Source organism: Leptobacterium flavescens, assembly GCF_010671605.1.
Classification (GTDB): Bacteria; Bacteroidota; Bacteroidia; order Flavobacteriales; family Flavobacteriaceae; genus Leptobacterium; species Leptobacterium flavescens.
The window spans coordinates 763,617-783,207 of record NZ_JAABOO010000002.1 but is presented as its reverse complement, the minus strand read 5'-3'; the positions used below and the strand labels follow the sequence as shown (position 1 = coordinate 783,207).

Below are 19,591 nucleotides of genomic sequence, written 5' to 3'. Positions count from 1 at the left end.
CTGTGTTTATTTTGAGTTGGTTTCTATTTGTTGTTGTCTGTGTTTATCGAAATCCAGCATATTGGGGTCAATGACCACATCACTTCCTTTAAATACTTTTTCCACGGTTTTAAGAATAATACGGCAATCAAGGATAAAAGAAAGTTTTTTCACATATTCCACATCTTTTGCAAGTTTCTCGTCCCATCCCAGTAAATTCCTCCCTGAAACCTGTGCCAGGCCTGTTATTCCCGGTCTTACCGTATGTCTTAACTGTTCCTCTTCATTGTAATAGGGCAGATATTGTACTCTCAGCGGCCTGGGTCCCACAATACTCATATCCCCTATAATAACGTTGAGAAGCTGAGGTATTTCATCCAGAGACGTCTTTCTCAGGAATTCCCCGAAAGGAGTTACCCGGTCGATATCCGGTAGCAGTTCACCTTTATCGTCCCTCGCATCGGTCATAGTCTTAAACTTGATGATCTTAAAGATCCTCTCGTTTTTTCCGGGCCTGGACTGAAAAAAGAAAGGATTTCCCTTGATAACGATCGCCAGAACAACACCTACGGTAAATGTTATGGGAAACAGAATAAGGAAACCTATAAGTGCTCCCAGGAAATCAATAAGCCGCTTTATAAAATTCTTATACATTGTTTATACTATTCGAAATTACGGATGCTCCAGTTTTAAATATTCCTGTAATATGGATTCCCATACATAATCCTGTTTATACCTGTCGGAGATCACCTCTCTGGCATTTCCGGCCAGTTCTTTACGCATTTCCGGGTCGGAAATCATTTTACGCATCTCTTTTTCCATGGGCTCAATACTTTTAACGGGGATGATCACCCCGTTAATACCGTCCTGAACAATCTCATTACATCCGTTAATATTACTCACTATACTCGGTAAGCCCATGGCTCCGGCCTGCATAACCACGTTAGGAAAACCTTCCCGGTAGCTGGGGAATACCAGAACATCCGATATGTGAAGGTACGGGCGGACATCTTTTTGCCATCCGGCAGAAATAACACCGGGATGCGTATCTATAATCTTTTCTGTTTCCGGCAATAAGGGATCCAGATCTCTTTCATAGGAACCTACCAAAAGTAGTTTACTATTAGGATTTTCCTGGTATATATTGTTGAATGCCTGTATTAATTCGTTAATTCCTTTATCTTTTACCAATCTACCAATAAAAACAAAAACGAAATCTTCCGGATCTATTTTAAGCTCTTCTCTAAGGCTCTTACTCTGTACACTGTTATACAGGCTGGGATCAAAATGAGAAACATCTATCCCGTTAGAGCTTCCTTTGCCCAGAACTTTAAGCTTTTTCTCCGAAGTGAACTTGTTTTCCAGAATGATATCCTTTAAGCCGTAGGAATTGGGGTAAATCATGGTAGCACATGAATATGTGATCTTTTCCACCAAATTAAGAATAAACCTTTTAAAACCTCTTGCTTCTACCAAAGGTAAACCGGCAATTGTGTGTAATCTGTGGTCAACATTTGCCAATTTTGCCGCAATCATTCCCACAGTACCCGCTTTTGGAGTGTGCGTATGAACAATAAATGGCTTTTCGCGTCGAAAAATTTTAATTAATCGGATTATTGAAATAAGATCCTGTAAAGGTGTTATTTTTCGGGTCATGTTAACAGGAATAACTCTTACCCCTTCTATTTGGGCCACTTCGTCTAAAACTTCTCCTCCGGAAGATATGCCGATCATCTCATAATGGCTGCTCATATAGCGTAGCTGGCCTCTTAGCAATCCTTTCAGGGAAACGGGAACGGTAGTTATTCTAATGATTTTTTTCATCGTAAAAGAAGGAGTATGACTATAGTTTTATTGGAAAATTATTACCCCTGAAATTGCTCGTAATTTGTTAACAAATATATAAAAGTTATTGTTTTTTAATTGGGTTATTTTCCCTGTTTTAGCTAATTTCAAAAAATTTTATTAAGGCCGTAATCTAAACATGATTTTGCTTTCGTATGTATTTGGAGTATGTTTAAAAAACGTAAAAACCATGCGTTTCATCGAATAAAACTACTTTTTAACGATTTTTATTAATTTAATTTGTTAATATTGTATGAATTTTCTAAACGCCCAAATCTTATGAAAAAATTAATCAAGCAATTATTTGTTGTTGCAATTCTATGTTTATCGTCATGTCAAACGGAAGAAATTGATATTGTAGGCGATGAAACAGGTGAGGATATTGTAGTTGATGAAGGTAACGGAGACGGAGAAGGTAACGGAGACGGAGAAGGTAATGGAGATGGTGAAGGTAACGGAGACGGTAACGGAAACGGAGACGGAGAAGGTAATGGAGATGGAAATGGTAACGGAGATGGTGAAGAAGCAGAAGAAGACAACACCATAGAGAACGCCATAGACATTCCATGTGATTTTAATTTTAATGATGCAGTAGCTAACACAGCCTATAATATTAGCTGTGATTACGACCTGGGAGGAAATAATATTACACTTCCTGCCAATGTAAGCCTTAACTACGAAGGAGGAACGATCACAAACGGAACGTTCTCTTTTAACGGAGGTGTCATAGATGGTCAGTTACTGAACTATCAGTTAGAGATCGTCGGAAATGCGACACTCGAGAACACCGATTTTTATTTCTACGCCAATCGGTGGAATTTAACTCAGGGACAAACAAGTCAGAATGCTGCCGAGAATAACAAGAACATGATGGAAAAAGCCATGAATCTTGTAAAGTCTTTAGGTGGTGATACTTTTAAAATAGATCAGTTAGATAGCTATTTTCTGGTGTCTGTCATTCCTAATTTCCAGGCCGCTGAGAATGGAATTACTATTCCTGGCGATTTTAATTTTGTAATGACCGATAATACCCATTTAAGGGTATATCCTAACGGAGCTCCCCGATATTCTTTATTAGGAGTTCTGGATGTATCTAACGTTCGTATTGAAGGAGGAAACCTTCATGGCGACAGAGATCAGCATGATTATTCATATAATCAAGTACACCCAACACACGAATTCGGACATTTGATCGATCTTCACAGCGCGGTGAATACTGTGGTTGAGAATGTAAATATTATGGATGCCACCGGAGACGGGATCGATATCAAGAGTCTTGGATTTGCCTCAAACCCAGATCATAAACCATCTAACAATATAGTAATTAGAGGATGTACGATTAATCGTAACAGAAGGAACAATATCTCGGTTACAGACGGATTTAATATCATTATTGAGGAGAATAACTTCCTGAATGCGGGAATAGATACTCCTAATTCTCAGGGTACCCTACCAAAAGCAGGGATCGATATTGAGGCCGAAAGGACCAGAGATGCCAACGGAGATTTCTTCTTCTATCAGAGAGCGTATGACGTAACCATCAGGAATAACACTGAAAGTGGTTCGGTTACTTCGGCTTTCCTGATCCATACAGGAGAAGATATTACCATTGAAGGTAACAGAACGGAAAGTAATATTACCTATCTGTTTACCAGCGGAAGTAGGATCAGAAATAATATCCTGACGGCTCCTGCTACCAATGCAGACGGAACTGCCATAAACGGAGGTTCTCCTGATTCCCGAACTACGTTTAATAACGAGATCTCAGGAAACACGATCAGAGGATACGGAATCGGTATTGTTGTCTACAACAACGATTCAAGAGTATTCGGTAACAGGATCGAGGATTTTGAAACCGGGATCTTCCCTAAAGTTATTGACGGACTGGAAGTTTACGACAATACCATGATCAGTACCAAGACGGAAAGTAAAGGTATTTTCGGAAGTAACACCAGCCTGAAAAATGTACTTGTCAGAGATAATACAGTAGACGTTGAGTTCTTTGCCTTTACCTTTGCAGGAGTTAATACCAATACCGAAGCTACTACCGGAAACTATGAGGTAGTTGTGGAAAACAATGATTTCCGCGGGAAAAGAGATGCCGGAATTACACAGGCAAACGGTATTAATATCAGAAATAACGATACAAACCGTGGTATTGACCTTTTCAGATCTAAAAATATCAATATTGAAAGAAACCGTATCACAACGAATTTCGAACACGGAATCGATATTCTGGATGGATGCCAGGATCTTACGATCAGCGAAAATATTATCGATCTGAGCAGTGCAAACCAGTTTTTCAGTATTAAAGGTTTGGCTAATAGCTCAAGCGTAGGTAATATTAAGATCATTGATAATCAGATCAAGCAGGCTAACGGATTTAGAGTGATCTCTGTTGAATCTTACAACAATATTACCGTAACTGGAAACAGGGGAGATATCGGAGATATCAATACCCTTGTATATTACAGAGGGAATAACTCAGATTTCAGTAATAACCTTACCATGACCGGAGAAGAAAGAAATGATATTTCCGGATCTAACAACAGGTTCTAGGTTGTACGCGTATAGAAATAAAAAAAGGCTAAAGATCATCTTTAGCCTTTTTTGTGTTTATATGATTGCTTAATTCATTGTATAGATCGAATAATACCATTTCTGGAAGCAGTAGAAGGTCCATATCTTAAATGTGTGGTCTTTTTTATTGGAAAGGTGCTCATCTACTATTTTGGAGATCTCATCAACGTTAAAGATGCCCTGAGCATCTAAAGAATCCCGTTTAGCATAGATTTCCAGCTCTTCTCTAAGTGAAGATCTGAGCCAATCGCCTACTGGTACACCAAAACCGCTTTTCGATTTATCCAGGAAACCTTCCGGGAACTCGCTTCTGAATGCCTCTTTTAAGATGAATTTTTTATCCCAGCCCTTCATCAGGTAGTTTTCCGGCAGGCTGCTGGCATATTTCCACAATTCTTTATTCAGGAAGGGTGCCCTGCATTCGAGGGAATTCAGCATACTGGTACGGTCTACTTTTACAAGCATATCACCTTCCAGGCTTAAATGCCTGTCGATCTCCCTGTATTCGCTTAGACTCCCGGGGTTACTGATCCCGGTCTTTTCCTTATAGCTGTCAAATACTTCCGAATGAGAGAAACAGTATTCATCTCTAAAGTAATTGCTATATGAGTCTTCGGTAAAGCCGAGTGAAATGATATCCCAGTAAAAACCTCCGTTGTAATTTACAGAGGACAACAGGCGTTGGAGCCTGAATCTTTTTCCCCTGTTATCGTCTTTTGTCTTCAGAAGGACCCTGGACCCCTTTAAAACGGCAGAATGCAATGCAGATGGGACTATTCCTGTGTATATTTTATTCAGTTTCCCGATATAGTATTTGTTATACCCTCCGAATACTTCATCACCTCCGTCTCCCGTAAGGGCTACTTTTATATAGTCGCTGGTCTTTTTGGCTACCAGAAAAGAAGGAAGGGAAGACGAATCGGCAAAGGGTTCATCGAAGTTGACAATAATATCGTGAACGTGTTCTTTGAGGTCGTTTTCGTTGATGACAAACTCGTGATGCGTACTGTTTATCAATTTGGAAACTACCCGGGATTTATCCGTCTCGTCAAAAACCGATTTTTCAAATCCGATGGAAAAAGTATCTATTTTCGAATCGGAGATCTGCGAAAGACACCAGGAAACAATGGAGGAATCCACTCCTCCGGATAGAAATGTTCCCAAAGGAACATCAGAAACAGACCTGCTCTCCACACTTTCCATCACCTTTTCTTTAAGGACGGATGCTGCCTGCGGTAATTTTAATTTGGATTTCTCCTTCTCCGATTCTACAGGGATAGCAATAATTTTATGCGATCCGCTGTTCATATCGAATTCCATATAGTGATTGGCTTCCAGCTTTAAAACATTTTCATAAATGGTAAAGGGAGCCGGAATATAGGTTAGCCTGAAAAACAGGTTAAGCCCTTTTTTGGAGATCTCCGGTTTTTTATCCAGGACATTGATGATGGATTTTAGTTCCGATGCCCAGATAAATTGGTTTTCATCGGAATAATAGTAAAGCGGTTTTTCCCCGAAGAAATCCCTCGCGATAAATAACTTGTTTATTCTCTTGTCGAAAATGCTGAAAGCGAACATCCCGTCCAGCATTTTAAATGATTCTGTTCCGTATTCTTCGTACAGGCGAAGAATTACCTCTGTATCGGAAGTGGTATTAAAACGGATACCTTTTTGTTCAAGCCCCGATTTCAGGTGCCTGTAATTATATATTTCTCCATTAAAGACAATGACAATCGAATTATCATCAGAAAAAATGGGTTGCTTTCCTGTAGTCAGATCAATAATAGATAAACGCCTCATACACATTCCGAGGGTAGCTGAATTGACGTCTTCGGCAAAGAAACCGTCTTCATCCGGGCCGCGATGAAAGATCAATTCATTCATCCGGGCCATTTTTTGTTTTACCTCCGAGAGTTGGTTCTGATTCTTACTGATAATCCCGTTTATTCCGCACATATCTGTAACTTACTGGTCTGTATATAAATTTATGATCTGATCAAACGCTTTGAAAACTGCACGATACCAAATACAAAAGAATTGTTCATTAATACCTTCCTGAACAAATTCTTTTTCTTGTCCCGTACAGGGTGTGTTGTATGTAATAAGCCTTTTTCCTTAAGTTCTTTCCTGACCTCCCTGATCCGATTTAAAGGATAACTGTTCTTAAACAGCTGATAAAAAATATCGATATTCAACATGGTAAAGCGTTCACTAAAGAAAGCTTTTGTCGCTTCATCTTCCTTATCCCGATATTGTTCCCTGAATGCTGTCAGGTGTGTCAGATTGCTGATAATATCTGCAATATATTTGTCTTTCTTCGCCAGGTTCCTGTCTCGAGTTATCGATTGTTCATTCTGAAGCCAGCTGGCCACGATGATATCTATAGCTTCTACCTTTTCGGCATAATACAGCGCGCGCGTATTGAATTCGAAGTCCTCGGCATATACTTTTTCCCTGAAAAGAAGCCGTTTTTCCAGCAGGAAGGCCCTTCTGTATAATTTATTGCAGGCAGATCCCAGATACACTGTATTGTTGTAATAGGAGATCCCATTAAAAATATTCCCCTTACTGCTGTTACTTACTTTAAAAACAATATCCTCATTGCCGTTTACACCCTGAGCCCCGAACTCCAGAATATCCAATTCTCTTTCTTCTGCCAGCGACAGAATGGGAGGAAGGCTGCTTTTCAGCAGGGTGTCATCAGAATCCAGGAAAAGGAGATAATCTCCGGAGGCGTGTTGTATCCCGGTATTCCTGGCTCCACCCAGGCCTTTGTTCTTCTGCGAGATGATTTTGATGTTGCCGTGTTTCTTTTCGATTTCCCGGGCAATTTCCAGGCTGTTATCGGGAGACTCATCGTCTACTATTACGAGCTCAAAATCGTTTTCTTCCAGCGATTGCTCATAGGTAGAAGCGATGCATTTCTCAATGTATTTTTCAACATTGTACATCGGAACGATTATACTCACTTTAACACTTCCCATCATCAATCGATTTTGTAGTACAGGAACATAGCAAAAGTAAATAGAAAATACATGAATATTACCTTTGCCAGAACGACGTTCTGATTCTTAAAAAATTTCTGTTTTAAGTAGGGGTACACGATCACAATAGCTATCATGAACCAGGAGAGATAGGCAAATCTGTTTGAGAAATTCGCCCGGATCACCAGGATCCAGAAAGTATTGGCTATCAGGTAAACATTGAACAACTGCCAGTATACCTTGTCTGCAAATCCTCTTTTAAAAATAAAGTACCATCCGGCAAAAACGGCCGAGGCACTATAGAGGAGAAAGTCGAACCTGAAACCTGTATTCTCACCCCCTGCAAGATAGGAGAGACGATCCCCTCCGAAACCGAGGGAAGAAAAGAAAGCTTCCCAGAAGCCACCCATAACCAACGATAACGGAATAGCGCATAACCAGGCTATAAAATAAGTTTTAGGTTTATTGTGGATCAGTGTGAGTACAAAAGCAAATATCGGAAGTGCCATCGACTGGTGAAATAAATAGGCGAGGGTTGCAAATGCAATCAGAACAACTTTCCTGTCTCTGTAAGCGATGGCAAATAGAAATATGGAAGTAGCCATCCCGTTACGTATCCCGTTCACTCCGTATCCCCAGAAAGAAAACGATACCACTAACAGGAGGAAAGAGTAAAACCAATAATCCTTGAACATTTTCCTGGAAACCACGTATAGAGGCAGGATATAGATAATTGCACACAGGAGAAAGAAGCTGTGGACCGTCATTATAGACGAGCTCAGTTTCATAAACTGATGAAAGAAGATATCGTCTTTTACCAGTATATCTCCACCGATGGCGTAACTTTTAAAATAATTGGCATAGGTACGCATATCCACGAAATACTTTCCGCTGATAGGCCGTAACCCGATATACACTACATTATAGGCCAGAATAAGGAACCCCATTACAGCGATATACATCTTGTTCTTGATATCTTCCATAGGGAGTACCAATGAATGCAGGATGGTAATAAGTACCACGGTAAGCATTAAATACATCCGTATGGTACCATAATATTCTAATGGGATAAAATCTATCATCTGCCTGCCTTACTTAGCCCTTTTTGCTGTTTAACAATAGAATCGCAAAGATGCCTGGTGTATATAACTCCCCCGTATTTATCAAGGTGATTCCCGTCGTAGGTCTTATATTGTTCGATATGAGATGAGAAATTAATGTACTTTACATTCGTTTCCGAGGCTACCCGGCTAATGTCGTCATCAAAACCTTCCCAGTAATTATTTTCAATATCCATGATCTTCTGATCTATCGGCATCCTGACAATCACTACATCTCCGTGTTTATCAAGGTATTCAACCAGTTTTTGAAGGTGATTCAGCCTGAACTCCGATTTTTTCCAGCGGGATGCGTAATCGCTGTAAAGCTCTACCTGGATCTCCTTCCATTTATTGAGGGTCAGACTGTCTTTCGGAAGGTTGGATTCCTCCAGCCAACCGTCTTTGTGCATTTTAGACGTACGCCTTACTATAGACTTAAAGTGGAAATAGTTAAAATTCCGTACCAGGTATTCAAAGTTCGGACTGTGACTTACAAAGGTCATATTATGGGGAGGCTTCCCCTGTTCAAAATAAATACCTTCCTCTACCTTATCTTCTTCTCTTAAAGATAGTATCCATGGGTTTACTGTCAGGATAAACAAACCATCCGTAGAAGTGGTGTCCAGTTTCTTTTTAACACTTTCGGTATAGAGTGGACCATAGGCGATCTGAGCTATGGTAAAGCTGTAATTCAGAATGGGAGTTTCGTAATCGGACCCTTTAAAATAATCGTTGATCACCGATGGCTGAATTCCCTGCATACTTCTCGAATCTCCCAGGATAAGTGATTTTACCTTGGGCGTTGTGAACTTCTCATAAAAATAATCGATATAACCCCCGTAATTCATCAGGACGATGGAAAAGATGATCACTACAATTCCGAAAAAGACCGATATTTTAATTAAGAACTTTTTCATCTAGAACTGAAAATAAATGAATGTTTGAGACTGTGCCCCGAAAAACAGTATAACACAGAATAAAAATACATAAAACCCCCATCTGACAGGAGTTATTTTAAGATTTTCAATCATCAGGCCGTGCTTTTTATCTCTGTGGAACCATTCTACCACTAGAAGCAAAAGAATAAATATAAACGGCTTGAGATCTATCCCCGGTGCGCTGAACAGGGTTCCGGTAAAGATATCCCTGATATAAATAAGGGCATTCTCTATAGAAGTTGCCCTGAAAAACACCCAGGCGAGGATGGTCAGTATAAAGGTAATACCTACCTGTAAAAGCTCTTTAGGGTTAATGAAAAACCTGTTTTCAGCTACTACATTGGTATTTACCCTGTTCTTTTTCATTAGCAGGAGGGGGAGGAAATACAAGGCGTTTAAGAAGCCCCATACCAGGAAGGTCCAGTTGGCGCCATGCCAGAAGCCGCTCACCAGGAAAATAATAAAGGTGTTCCGTACCTTCATTTTAGTACCACCCCGGCTTCCTCCGAGGGGGATATACACGTAATCCCTGAACCAGGTGGACAGGGAGATATGCCAACGTCTCCAGAATTCGGCAATATCCCTTGAAAAATATGGGAAAGCAAAGTTCTGCATCAGATTAAAACCAAATAAACGTGCCGTTCCGATGGCAATATCCGAATAACCTGAAAAATCCCCGTAGATCTGGAATGCAAAGAAAACAGCGCCGATAACAAGGGCACTGGAGTTAAAATCTCCGGGACTTTCAAATATCTGATTTACGATGATAGCACAATTATCGGCAACAACCACTTTTTTAAACAATCCCCATAAGATCTGACGCATACCGTCTGATGCCTGAGGATATGAAAATTTCCTTTTCTTATAAAACTGAGGGAGTAAATTAGTAGCTCTTTCAATAGGACCGGCAACCAGCTGAGGAAAGAAGCTCACAAATGCAAAAAAGGCCACCGCATCTTTGGTGGGAGAGAGTTTTTCCCGATATACATCTATGGTATAGCTCATGGTCTGGAAGGTGTAGAAACTTATCCCTACAGGTAAAATAACATTTAAAGTCAGAGCATTTAGTTCATACCCGAGGCTGGAAAAAGCTTCTGCCAGGGATTCGGAGAAGAAATTAAAATATTTAAACACTCCGAGGAACCCGAGATTAACAAGCATGCTTACCATTAACCAGGCTTTGCGTTTTGACGGGACCTTAGTTTTGCTGATCCGTAATCCGCAACTGTAATCTATGATGGAGCTGAATACAATAAGGGAAAGAAAACGCCAGTCCCACCAGCCGTAAAACACATAACTGGCAATGAGTAACAAAAAATTCTGCCACTTTAAATTTCTTTGAAATACAAACCAGTAGAGTATGAACACTACAGGCAGAAAGATCAAAAATTCAAACGAATTAAAAAGCATAGCTTAATTTATTGGTGTTAAATAGCTTGTTGTTACCTTATCCAAATCGAATTTCTCCAGCAAAGCTTCCTTTGCGGTTACTAATGTATTTTTATATTTATCCGAAGCGAGCACTTGTTCGAGTGCATCCGCAAGGTCGTACTCTTCTTTTAAAAGATCGTCTTTTTCAGGGATCCCCAGTTTACCCTTAAACAAAGCAGGGGTGATAATACCGCTTTCCACTTCAATATTCCCTTCCTCATTCACCTCTCCGTTCATACTCATCAATTCAAAAACACCTTTGGTGCAAAGTGATGTGACCACCGGCACGTCTAATGCAATAGCTTCGACAATTACATTGGGTGTTCCTTCGAAGTGTGATGACAAGGCAAGGACCTTTGCTTTGGCCAGGTATCTGTACGGATTGGATTTCCTTCCCAAAAGCACCACACGATCCGCAATATTAAACGTATCTATTAATTTTTTTACATATTCAATGATAGGAGGTTCGCCATCTCCTATAAAGACCAGTTTTACATCTGCCTGTCTTTGAGCCAGGATATGAAAAGCCTTAAGCAGGTGCCAGGGCGATTTGGCATAGGATAGCCTTCCCAAAAACAGAATGATATTTTGTGAAAAGAGTTCCTGCTCCTCTTCCGAATCGAAAGGAGATCCGGCTCCTTTTTGTATAGCCTCAATATCGTGGGGATTGTAGATCACCTCCAGCTTATCGGTAAATTTAAAAGCGCAGTTCTCTATGAGGTCTTCTTTAATGGTATTACTGATACATACTACCTTATCCAGATTCCTGTAGGTGCTTCTGTAGCTCCATTTAAAGATCTTATTAAGGATGTTTTTATCCTGAAACTCTACACTTTTAAAGGAATGTATACTGCCCACCTTAAATTCTTTGGTAAAAGATAAAGAACTGAAGAGATTAGACATGTCCCCAAAACAGATAGAATGAGTTATTTTCTCTCTTTTTACGATCTTCCTTATGGATAGGGGAGCTGAAAGATAAAACAGGAACCGTTTTGTGATCGGCATCCGGTGAAGATCATAATCCTTTAAAAACAATTCGTCTTCTCCAAAATTAATGATATCTGTCTCCAGCTTGATAAGCTTCAGCGCTTTTACCGTATATCCCTTCTGTTTGTAGTAATTGTAGAAGGTTAACGCCAGGCGTTCCATTCCTCCAACACCGCCATATGGTATGATAAGTAATATTCTTTTGGGTTCCATAGGGCAGATTATTTAGTGATTAAAGACCTGAATAATACATCCCAGTTAGGAACTACTGACTCCGGAACATAGTGTTCCGATTTTTTTACAGCTTCTTTCCCCATCAGTTCACGCAGGCTTTGGTCTTCGATAAGTTCGATCAAAGTGCGGCTAAAAGCTTCAATATCCCCGTTAGGAATAAGGAAACCATCCTTTTCATGGGTAATAATATCTTTGGGCCCGCAAGGACAATCGAAGGAAATGCACGGAACCCCGTGTGCCATGGCCTCAATCAGGACCATTCCGAAACCTTCGGACCTGGATGACATGGCATAAACAGATGCCTCGGCATATTTCTCCTGTATATTTTTAATGGGAGGATGAAAGCGAACACTGTTCTCGATCCCCAGCTCATACGCCATTTCCTGATAAATGTTGGTGTCTGCTCTCCCGTAGATCTCAAGTATCCAGTCGTCGTGCTTCTCCAGAACGTTTTTCCAGCTTTTCAGCAAGCGGTCAAAGCCTTTCTGAAAGTGATGACTACCAACAGAAATAACCTTCTTGTTTTTAAGTGAGGATATTTTCTGGGCCTTGAACGAAAGTGGATTTGGAATTACTTTCAGATTATCCAGATCCCATTCGCTGAGGTTGTAATTGGTCAGCACTACAAAAGCATCATATTTTCGCGCTCCGATATGCATGAGGGAAAAGATGAGCTTTAATTTTAATTTTTGAAGAAAAGACGCATTATCCGAAGTCTTGATAATATTCTTGGATGCGTGTCTTTCGTAAATGATCGGAGTCTTTGTTCCCAGAAAATAAGGTACGTAAAACCCTTTTAAACCGTCATCACAAACAGAAATAACATCCGGGTTTATGGTTTTGACCTTTTTTTTCAGCCCCCTGAGGTATTGCAGGAAACTGGAAACATAATTACCCGAAATCTCGATATCGTGATAAATGAGTTTGTCGCTAAAATCGTAAAAGAGTTTTTTATTCCCCTGATTCAGCGTAATAATATGTACTTCATAACCCAGCTGCTCAGCGAGGTAACTGGCCTTGATAGAAAGTACTCTTTCCAGGCCCCCCGAACCGCATATCTGATTGGTTATATAAAGTAACTTCATAAATATCAGGAATTACTACGAGCTATAAATTCTTTACTTTTTTCCTTTAAAGGTTCCGATAGTTTTGTGTGTAACCCTAAATTGGTTACTGTGGTGTTCATATCTATTTTTGACGGTAAATCGAAATTGGCTTTGAAATTCCCTTTATCATCTACATCAATCCTGTTAAAGAGTTCGGTTATCCCATCAAACCTACAGGTATCTACAAAAGTATTAAAGGCATTCACGAATATTACCGGTGTTCCCATGGCCAGGCAGGGGAGGGCACAATGAATACGGGAAGTAATAACCAGTTTGGCTCTCGCATATTTTTTAAGACATTCCTCGGCATATGCAAACTTCTCCTCTTCTGTCTTATGCGTTCCTGAAGGTAATACCTGAGTGATATAATGCGCTTTTTCCAAAACTTCTTCGGAAACGATCTTCTTCAGGTGTTTTTTATCCTTATTGATCTTAAAGATATCTCCGTTAAAAAGACCGGTAACAAATCTTCTCGGAGAGAAGAAAAGCTTTTCTTTGGACGGATAGTTATAAAAAGGATCTACGATGTAAATATCATCACCTCTTTCCGAATCATCTACCTTATAATTGTCCAGTGTTAGTGTAAGACAACCTGTAAAATACGCATCAATGCCCTTTTCCTGAAGGATCTTGACGGTGAATTTATCTCTGCAACCAATAGGCTGATGTTGTTTTAAATAGGCTACAGCCTTTTCGTTAAGCATCCAGGGAGCTGCGGTTGAGTTTACGTGAAAGGATACAAAAAGCGGATTTATCTTATCGTTTGGGACCCAGTTATGGATATTATGAGTAAACCACCCGTTCAAGATAAGGCTCATCTTTTCACCTTCGTAATCTGCCAGTGTTTCCCTGTTGATCAGAGTGTCTACTTTCGGAAGATATTGTCTTGCCGCCAGGCTTTGAACATAATCCCCCACATTGTAGGTATATATCTCGTCGTATGTTAATAATCCGTATTCCATTGTTTATTTATTGTATCTAATATTCCTGTATAAAGTGTATAGATTAGAAAACTTGTTCCGTATTAAAAATTTAAATATCTCCTTTCTTTGGGGTTTATCCACTGCTGTATCGATGAGTTGCTTTAAATCTAGATCAATAAAACTTTTCAGGTAGTTTTTTTCCTCATTTTCGTCCTTCAGAACAAAAAAGGAATCGACTTCAGAAGCTTTTTCCTGCAGGCATCTCCATTCGTATTCCAGGCCTTTGGTCAGTGTCTTTTTGGATCTGAAGTTATTCAGGATCATCTCATAAAGCTGATCGGGAACCTCAAAACCGTATTTGTTAGGATTATCTCCGGCCAGGATAATACCCAGCATCGTTCGCTGGCATTTGGCACATTTACTACAATTATATCCGTCCCTGAGTTCCGAATAACACACCCTTAATTTGATCTCTTCGCCACCATTCTTCACATAGTCGATAACATTATCGATCTTGTCGGTCCTTCTCAAGTGATATCCGTCGTGAATAACAGAACTGTTGGCCCATTTCATTTTTTCATCTATTCCGGGAGTGGAGCCCCATCCGAAATCTACTTCTTCCGTATTGGAGGAGGCGATAAGAATAGAGGTGACTTTCTTCTTATAAGTAAGCGGAGCCAATACCCCTATCAGTGCCATTCCGTGTTGTATTTTACCCCACCATCCTATATTTACAAGTAATTCTACATGATAGGTGTAAAATGTGCGGAGGTTACTCTCAATATAATAATGCCTTTTTTCATCCAGGATAACTTCTTCCTTATTAAATCGGATAAAATCGTTCCATCGCACTTCATCCTCTATCTCCACATCTGCTCCGTGAATGGAAACTAGAAAAGGGTTTTTGTCCTTATTCCTGATAAAAGATTCGAAAGAGTCGAGTCCTCCACTGAATAACAGCGCGGATTCATTTCCGTCTATAGTGTTTTTGACGAGTTTTTTTACTTTCAACTCGCCTTTAAATGAAGTGTTGTAATATTTAAGGAATTCTTCTTTAAGGTTCTGAAGGGCCTGATAAAAGACTTCGTCCAGTTCATCTACCACAACATCAAAGCCTACAAACCAGGCTATTGGCATGACATTGGCCAAAAAGGGGATGTTCAGAATACTGGGAGGGACACCCTCAATATTATCCGAATACTTAACATAGAAAGATTGATCTGTATTAAAGAACTTCCTGTATTTTTTATCGATGGAATAGCGATAAAACAATGCAGTACCTTTTTCCTTGATCTCTATTTGTTGTAATTCCAACATTATTTACAAAACATTAATTGCGTTTTCGCATCACCTTATATATCGAATCTCTGAAAAGCTTTTTCTCGTATTCTATCATTCCGAAAAAATACATTAAAAAACTGAATACCAGCGTATATAAACTGCCTTTTACGATAAAATTGAGCCATCCGCTTCCGGGAATACATTTTATAAAGTACCCGATAGCCAGTATAAAAGCCAGGGTTAAAATGATCCTGTGACCTACTTCTCTGAAGAATCTGAGGATATTGAGTTTTATGACCCTGTGATAGTAAAAATTCATGATATTCTGTACGATCACCCAGCCTGCAACAGAACCGGCAATCATTCCGATAGCTCCATATTTACTTGCGAACAAGGCACCAACACCTGTTCCGACAATCATAAATACCAGATAGGTAAGGGCTTTGAATGATAATTTATTCTTGGCTTCCAGGATAGAATTCCCGAACCCTTGTACCAGGGGAAGGGTATAGGCCAGCATAATGATCAGTGCAACCACCCATGCGTCATAATAAGATTCTCCAACCCAGAGGAAAACAAACTGTTTTCCGTACAAAGCAAAAGCTCCGAGTATGTACAGCAGTACGATAAAAGAAATACGCCCGATGCGTATCATCATACTGGTTAATTCTTCTCCGCTGGCGTTTCCAACAGTCATCTGAGTTGCTCTTGGCAGGAATACACTGGAAATTGCCGTAGAAAAGGCCCCGTAATAGGTTCCGAGCATAACCCCGACTGCAAAAATGGCTACTACCGTGGTGTCTGCCACTATTCCGAGAACAACCTGTCCGGCCCTCCACTGAAACTGACTTACGATAGCAAAGACAAATATCCAGACCGAATAACCGAATATCTCTCTGATCAACGGCATCTCAAAACGGTGTAATTTGAATTTTACCTTTAGTTTTTTGAAAACAAAAATTGCGTTGACAATAACTATGGAGATATTAAATATGGTGTCGATAACAACCATTGCTACTGCTTTACCTCCCAGAAGAAGAACTGCAACAATAGTAATTGACCTCAGGATATACCTTGCAATATTCACAGATTTCGGAAAAACGAATTGCTCATAACCCGAGCATATTCCTTCAAAAACACCTCCGGGTAATCTGATAGCCAGGTTAAAGATAAGGATCACGAACATGATCTTTGCTTTCCCGATCTGATCCGGCGTAAGAGAGTTTTTAAAGATGTAGTCCAGGTTAAAATAACAGGCAACGCCGATAAGGACCACCAGGGTGGAAATTACCGAAAATATGAGCATTGTGGTGGCGAGGAAGTTTTCTTCGCCTTGCCGGTCTTTTTCGGCCCGGTACTTGGCTACAAAGCGTACTACGGTATTGTTAAGCCCAAAATCGAGAAGGGAAATATAACCGACAAAAGCTCCGATTAAAGTGTATAACCCGAACTCCGCATCACCAAGTTTTCTGATAATGAAAGGTGTTAACACCAAACCAACCACATTGGTCAGAATAATGGTAATATAATTTAATATGGCTCCTTTTTTTAATTGACTCAAAAAAACCTATTTAATAATTGTTATGTACTTGGTTTTATTTTTACAGCCGTCCCGTAACTTGTTTAGTCAGTACACCTTTTACATCATAAACCACACCACCGGAATTCAGCATTTTGCTAAAATCAATATCGAGGAACTCTTTATGCGCTACTCCCAGGATAATTGCATCATAGGTTTCATTCGGAGCGGTATTTAATGTATTCAGATTGTATTCGTGTTTAACTTCTTCAGGATTCGCCCAAGGATCAAATACGGAAACATCTATTCCGTACTCCTTTAAGTGGTGTATTACATCTACGACCTTGGTATTGCGAACATCAGGGCAATTTTCCTTGAAGGTGATACCGAGCATCAATGCCTTGGATCCTTTAACCTTAAGATCTTTCTGAAGCATGAGTTTAACGATCTCTCCGGCTACATACTGCCCCATACTGTCGTTCATTCTTCGTCCGGCAAGGATAATTTCGGGGTGGTAGCCTATTTCCTGAGCTTTCTGCGCCAGGTAGTAAGGATCTACCCCTATACAGTGCCCACCCACAAGACCGGGCTTAAAGGGAAGGAAATTCCATTTTGTTCCCGCAGCTTCCAATACTGCATGTGTATCTATTTCCAGAAGGTTAAATATCTTGGCAAGCTCATTTACGAAAGCGATGTTGATATCTCTCTGCGAATTTTCGATCACTTTGGCAGCTTCTGCAACTTTAATGGTAGGAGCCAGGTGAGTCCCGGCGGTTATTACCGAAGCATATAATTCATCAACTTTTTTACCAATGGCTTCCGTAGAACCGGAAGTAACCTTGAGTATTTTTTCTACCGTATGTTCTTTATCTCCCGGGTTGATACGCTCCGGGGAGTAACCTGCGAAGAAATCTTCGTTAAATTTCAGGCCGCTCACTTTTTCAAGGATAGGAACACATTCATCTTCCGTAACCCCCGGGTAAACCGTAGATTCGTAAATAACAATGTCTCCTTTTTTAAGGACTTTCCCCACGGTTTCACTCGACTTGTAAAGCGGAGTCAGATCCGGGCGATTGTTCTTATCAACAGGAGTGGGAACGGTAACTACATAATAATTACAGTCTTTGATATCTTCGATCGAATCAGAACAGTAGAGTCCATTTTTAGTATCCGGGTTGTCTTTCAATACACTTTTCAGCAGCTCTTCCGAAACTTCTAAAGTCTTATCTTCTCCTGTATTGAGCTCTGTAACTCTTTCTTTATTAATGTCAAAGCCTACTACAGGGAATTTTGTAGCAAATAACCGGGCCAGGGGTAAACCTACGTATCCCAGGCCAATAACCGCAATATTAGTCATTTTTTTTACCTATTTGATAATATGTGAAACCTTTCTCATCCAGTTTCAGTGTACTGTATTGATTCCTGCCGTCAAAAATAACGGCATTGTTCATTTGCGTTTTTAATTCTTCAAAATCAGGAGAACGGAATTCTTTCCATTCGGTAAGAAGGATCATTGCATCGGCACCTTTAAGAGTGTCGTATTTTGAATTGCAATAGGAAACAGCATCGATATCCTTAAGGTAAAAATGCTGGGCTTCTTCCATGGCTTTCGGATCATATGCCCTGATCTTAGCTCCTCTCTTTACCAGTTCTTTTATCACATAAATGGCCGGAGCTTCTCTCATATCGTCTGTTTCCGGTTTAAAGGCAAGTCCCCATAAAGCAAAGGTTTTACCGGAGAGATCTTCTCCGAAATGCTTAACCACTTTTTCGGCGATCACAAATTTCTGTTTGTCATTAACATCTTCAACCGCTGTAATGATATTGGCTTTATATCCGTTTTCTTCGGCTATCTTCTTTAATGCTTTTACATCCTTCGGAAAGCAGGAACCTCCGTAACCGCATCCAGGATAAATAAAGCTGTATCCGATTCGCTGATCCGAACCGATCCCGATACGCACCTTATTTACATCGGCACCCACCAATTCACAGATATTGGCAACTTCATTCATAAAGGAGATCTTAGTGGCAAGCATGGTATTTGCCACATACTTGGTCATTTCTGCCGATCGGATATCCATGGAAATAAATCTCCCCGTGTTCAACAGGAAAGGAGAATACAGGGCCTGCATCTGCTCGATAGCATAGTCGTTATCTGCTCCTATCACCACGCGATCGGGTTTCATAAAATCTCCGATAGCGGCTCCCTCTTTTAAGAATTCGGGATTTGAAACCACGTGAAATTCAATATCCACTCCACGCTTATCCAGCTCTTCCTGGATCACTGCTCTTACTTTATCTCCTGTACCAACAGGAACGGTAGATTTATCTACTACAATAAGAGGGGTTTGCATTTCCCGACCGATCTGGCGGGCAACACCCAATACGTACTGCAGGTCTGCCGAACCGTCTTCTCCCATAGGTGTCCCTACGGCTATAAATGCAATATCAGATTTATCCAGGCTACTGTTCAAACTGGTGCTGAAATGTAAATTTCCCAATTTGACATTCCTTAGAACCATAGCTTCCAGCCCCGGCTCATAAATAGGAATGATCCCGTTCTTTAAATCTTCTATTTTCTTTTCGTCTATATCTATACAAGTTACCCTGTTTCCCATTTCGGAGAAACATGTACCGCTAACCAAACCAACATACCCGGTTCCGATAACTGTTAAGTTCATAAT

Annotated in this window: 15 protein-coding genes; 1 reads left to right on the top strand and 14 read right to left on the bottom strand. The window is 40.2% G+C overall.

Annotation, left to right across the window (positions count from 1 at the left end; translation table 11 throughout):
* Positions 1 to 6: 6 nt before the first annotated feature.
* Positions 7 to 633 carry a sugar transferase gene (locus tag GWK08_RS11080; protein ID WP_163607253.1) on the bottom strand — a complete coding sequence of 209 codons (627 nt, stop codon included), beginning with the start codon at positions 631 to 633 and terminating at the stop codon, positions 7 to 9.
* A gap of 18 nt (positions 634 to 651) precedes the next feature.
* Positions 652 to 1,803, bottom strand: coding sequence for a glycosyltransferase family 4 protein (locus GWK08_RS11075; RefSeq protein WP_163607252.1), 1,152 nt, complete (start codon positions 1,801 to 1,803; stop codon positions 652 to 654).
* 300 nt (positions 1,804 to 2,103) lie between these two features.
* Between GWK08_RS11075 and GWK08_RS11070 the strand changes: the two genes are divergently transcribed.
* Complete coding sequence (locus tag GWK08_RS11070) at positions 2,104 to 4,383, top strand: right-handed parallel beta-helix repeat-containing protein (protein ID WP_163607251.1); 2,280 nt, start codon at positions 2,104 to 2,106, stop codon at positions 4,381 to 4,383.
* A gap of 69 nt (positions 4,384 to 4,452) precedes the next feature.
* Here the strand turns inward: GWK08_RS11070 and asnB are convergent, their stop codons facing one another.
* Genes asnB through GWK08_RS11010 form a run of 12 tightly spaced genes read right to left on the bottom strand, consistent with a single transcriptional unit; the run spans position 4,453 to position 19,588 of the window.
* The gene (gene asnB / locus GWK08_RS11065; RefSeq protein ID WP_163607250.1) at positions 4,453 to 6,360 is read right to left on the bottom strand and encodes an asparagine synthase (glutamine-hydrolyzing); all 1,908 of its coding nucleotides are present in this window, start codon (positions 6,358 to 6,360) and stop codon (positions 4,453 to 4,455) included.
* 29 nt (positions 6,361 to 6,389) lie between these two features.
* Entirely contained in the window at positions 6,390 to 7,391 is a 1,002-nt protein-coding gene (locus tag GWK08_RS11060; RefSeq protein WP_163607249.1) for a glycosyltransferase family 2 protein, read from the bottom strand.
* Positions 7,391 to 8,470, bottom strand: a complete 1,080-nt coding sequence (locus GWK08_RS11055; RefSeq protein WP_163607248.1) for an EpsG family protein — start codon at positions 8,468 to 8,470, stop codon at positions 7,391 to 7,393. Before GWK08_RS11055 ends, GWK08_RS11060 begins: the two co-directional genes overlap by 1 nt.
* A complete protein-coding gene (locus tag GWK08_RS11050) occupies positions 8,467 to 9,405 on the bottom strand; it encodes a hypothetical protein (RefSeq protein WP_163607247.1) in 939 nt (312 codons plus the stop codon). Before GWK08_RS11050 ends, GWK08_RS11055 begins: the two co-directional genes overlap by 4 nt.
* A complete protein-coding gene (locus GWK08_RS11045) occupies positions 9,406 to 10,836 on the bottom strand; it encodes an MBOAT family O-acyltransferase (RefSeq protein WP_163607246.1) in 1,431 nt (476 codons plus the stop codon).
* A 3-nt stretch (positions 10,837 to 10,839) separates the two neighbouring features.
* The gene (locus GWK08_RS11040; protein WP_163607245.1) at positions 10,840 to 12,057 is read right to left on the bottom strand and encodes a glycosyltransferase; all 1,218 of its coding nucleotides are present in this window, start codon (positions 12,055 to 12,057) and stop codon (positions 10,840 to 10,842) included.
* An 8-nt stretch (positions 12,058 to 12,065) separates the two neighbouring features.
* Positions 12,066 to 13,163 carry a glycosyltransferase family 4 protein gene (locus GWK08_RS11035; protein WP_163607244.1) on the bottom strand — a complete coding sequence of 366 codons (1,098 nt, stop codon included), beginning with the start codon at positions 13,161 to 13,163 and terminating at the stop codon, positions 12,066 to 12,068.
* A 5-nt stretch (positions 13,164 to 13,168) separates the two neighbouring features.
* Positions 13,169 to 14,146 (bottom strand): polysaccharide pyruvyl transferase family protein, encoded by a 978-nt coding sequence (locus tag GWK08_RS11030; protein WP_163607243.1) that lies wholly within the window; start codon positions 14,144 to 14,146, stop codon positions 13,169 to 13,171.
* A gap of 3 nt (positions 14,147 to 14,149) precedes the next feature.
* Positions 14,150 to 15,424: a hypothetical protein gene (locus GWK08_RS11025; RefSeq protein WP_163607242.1), complete on the bottom strand. Its 1,275-nt coding sequence runs from the start codon at positions 15,422 to 15,424 to the stop codon at positions 14,150 to 14,152.
* A 13-nt stretch (positions 15,425 to 15,437) separates the two neighbouring features.
* A complete protein-coding gene (locus GWK08_RS11020; protein WP_163607241.1) occupies positions 15,438 to 16,949 on the bottom strand; it encodes a lipopolysaccharide biosynthesis protein in 1,512 nt (503 codons plus the stop codon).
* Positions 16,950 to 16,989: 40 nt separating this feature from the next.
* Entirely contained in the window at positions 16,990 to 18,264 is a 1,275-nt protein-coding gene (locus GWK08_RS11015) for a nucleotide sugar dehydrogenase (protein WP_163607240.1), read from the bottom strand.
* Positions 18,257 to 19,588 carry a UDP-glucose dehydrogenase family protein gene (locus tag GWK08_RS11010; RefSeq protein ID WP_163607239.1) on the bottom strand — a complete coding sequence of 444 codons (1,332 nt, stop codon included), beginning with the start codon at positions 19,586 to 19,588 and terminating at the stop codon, positions 18,257 to 18,259. The genes GWK08_RS11015 and GWK08_RS11010 overlap by 8 nt, the downstream gene beginning before the upstream one ends.
* Positions 19,589 to 19,591: the final 3 nt, after the last annotated feature.

Excerpts from the sequence above, each read along its gene's own strand:
- GWK08_RS11080 (WP_163607253.1), bottom strand. The coding sequence starts at position 633 with ATGTATAAGAATTTTATAAAGCGGCTTATTGATTTCCTGGGAGCACTT.
- GWK08_RS11075 (WP_163607252.1), bottom strand. The coding sequence starts at position 1,803 with ATGAAAAAAATCATTAGAATAACTACCGTTCCCGTTTCCCTGAAAGGA.
- GWK08_RS11070 (WP_163607251.1), top strand. The coding sequence starts at position 2,104 with ATGAAAAAATTAATCAAGCAATTATTTGTTGTTGCAATTCTATGTTTA.
- asnB (WP_163607250.1), bottom strand. The coding sequence starts at position 6,360 with ATGTGCGGAATAAACGGGATTATCAGTAAGAATCAGAACCAACTCTCG.
- GWK08_RS11060 (WP_163607249.1), bottom strand. The coding sequence starts at position 7,391 with ATGATGGGAAGTGTTAAAGTGAGTATAATCGTTCCGATGTACAATGTT.
- GWK08_RS11055 (WP_163607248.1), bottom strand. The coding sequence starts at position 8,470 with ATGATAGATTTTATCCCATTAGAATATTATGGTACCATACGGATGTAT.
- GWK08_RS11050 (WP_163607247.1), bottom strand. The coding sequence starts at position 9,405 with ATGAAAAAGTTCTTAATTAAAATATCGGTCTTTTTCGGAATTGTAGTG.
- GWK08_RS11045 (WP_163607246.1), bottom strand. The coding sequence starts at position 10,836 with ATGCTTTTTAATTCGTTTGAATTTTTGATCTTTCTGCCTGTAGTGTTC.
- GWK08_RS11040 (WP_163607245.1), bottom strand. The coding sequence starts at position 12,057 with ATGGAACCCAAAAGAATATTACTTATCATACCATATGGCGGTGTTGGA.
- GWK08_RS11035 (WP_163607244.1), bottom strand. The coding sequence starts at position 13,163 with ATGAAGTTACTTTATATAACCAATCAGATATGCGGTTCGGGGGGCCTG.
- GWK08_RS11030 (WP_163607243.1), bottom strand. The coding sequence starts at position 14,146 with ATGGAATACGGATTATTAACATACGACGAGATATATACCTACAATGTG.
- GWK08_RS11025 (WP_163607242.1), bottom strand. The coding sequence starts at position 15,424 with ATGTTGGAATTACAACAAATAGAGATCAAGGAAAAAGGTACTGCATTG.
- GWK08_RS11015 (WP_163607240.1), bottom strand. The coding sequence starts at position 18,264 with ATGACTAATATTGCGGTTATTGGCCTGGGATACGTAGGTTTACCCCTG.
- GWK08_RS11010 (WP_163607239.1), bottom strand. The coding sequence starts at position 19,588 with ATGAACTTAACAGTTATCGGAACCGGGTATGTTGGTTTGGTTAGCGGT.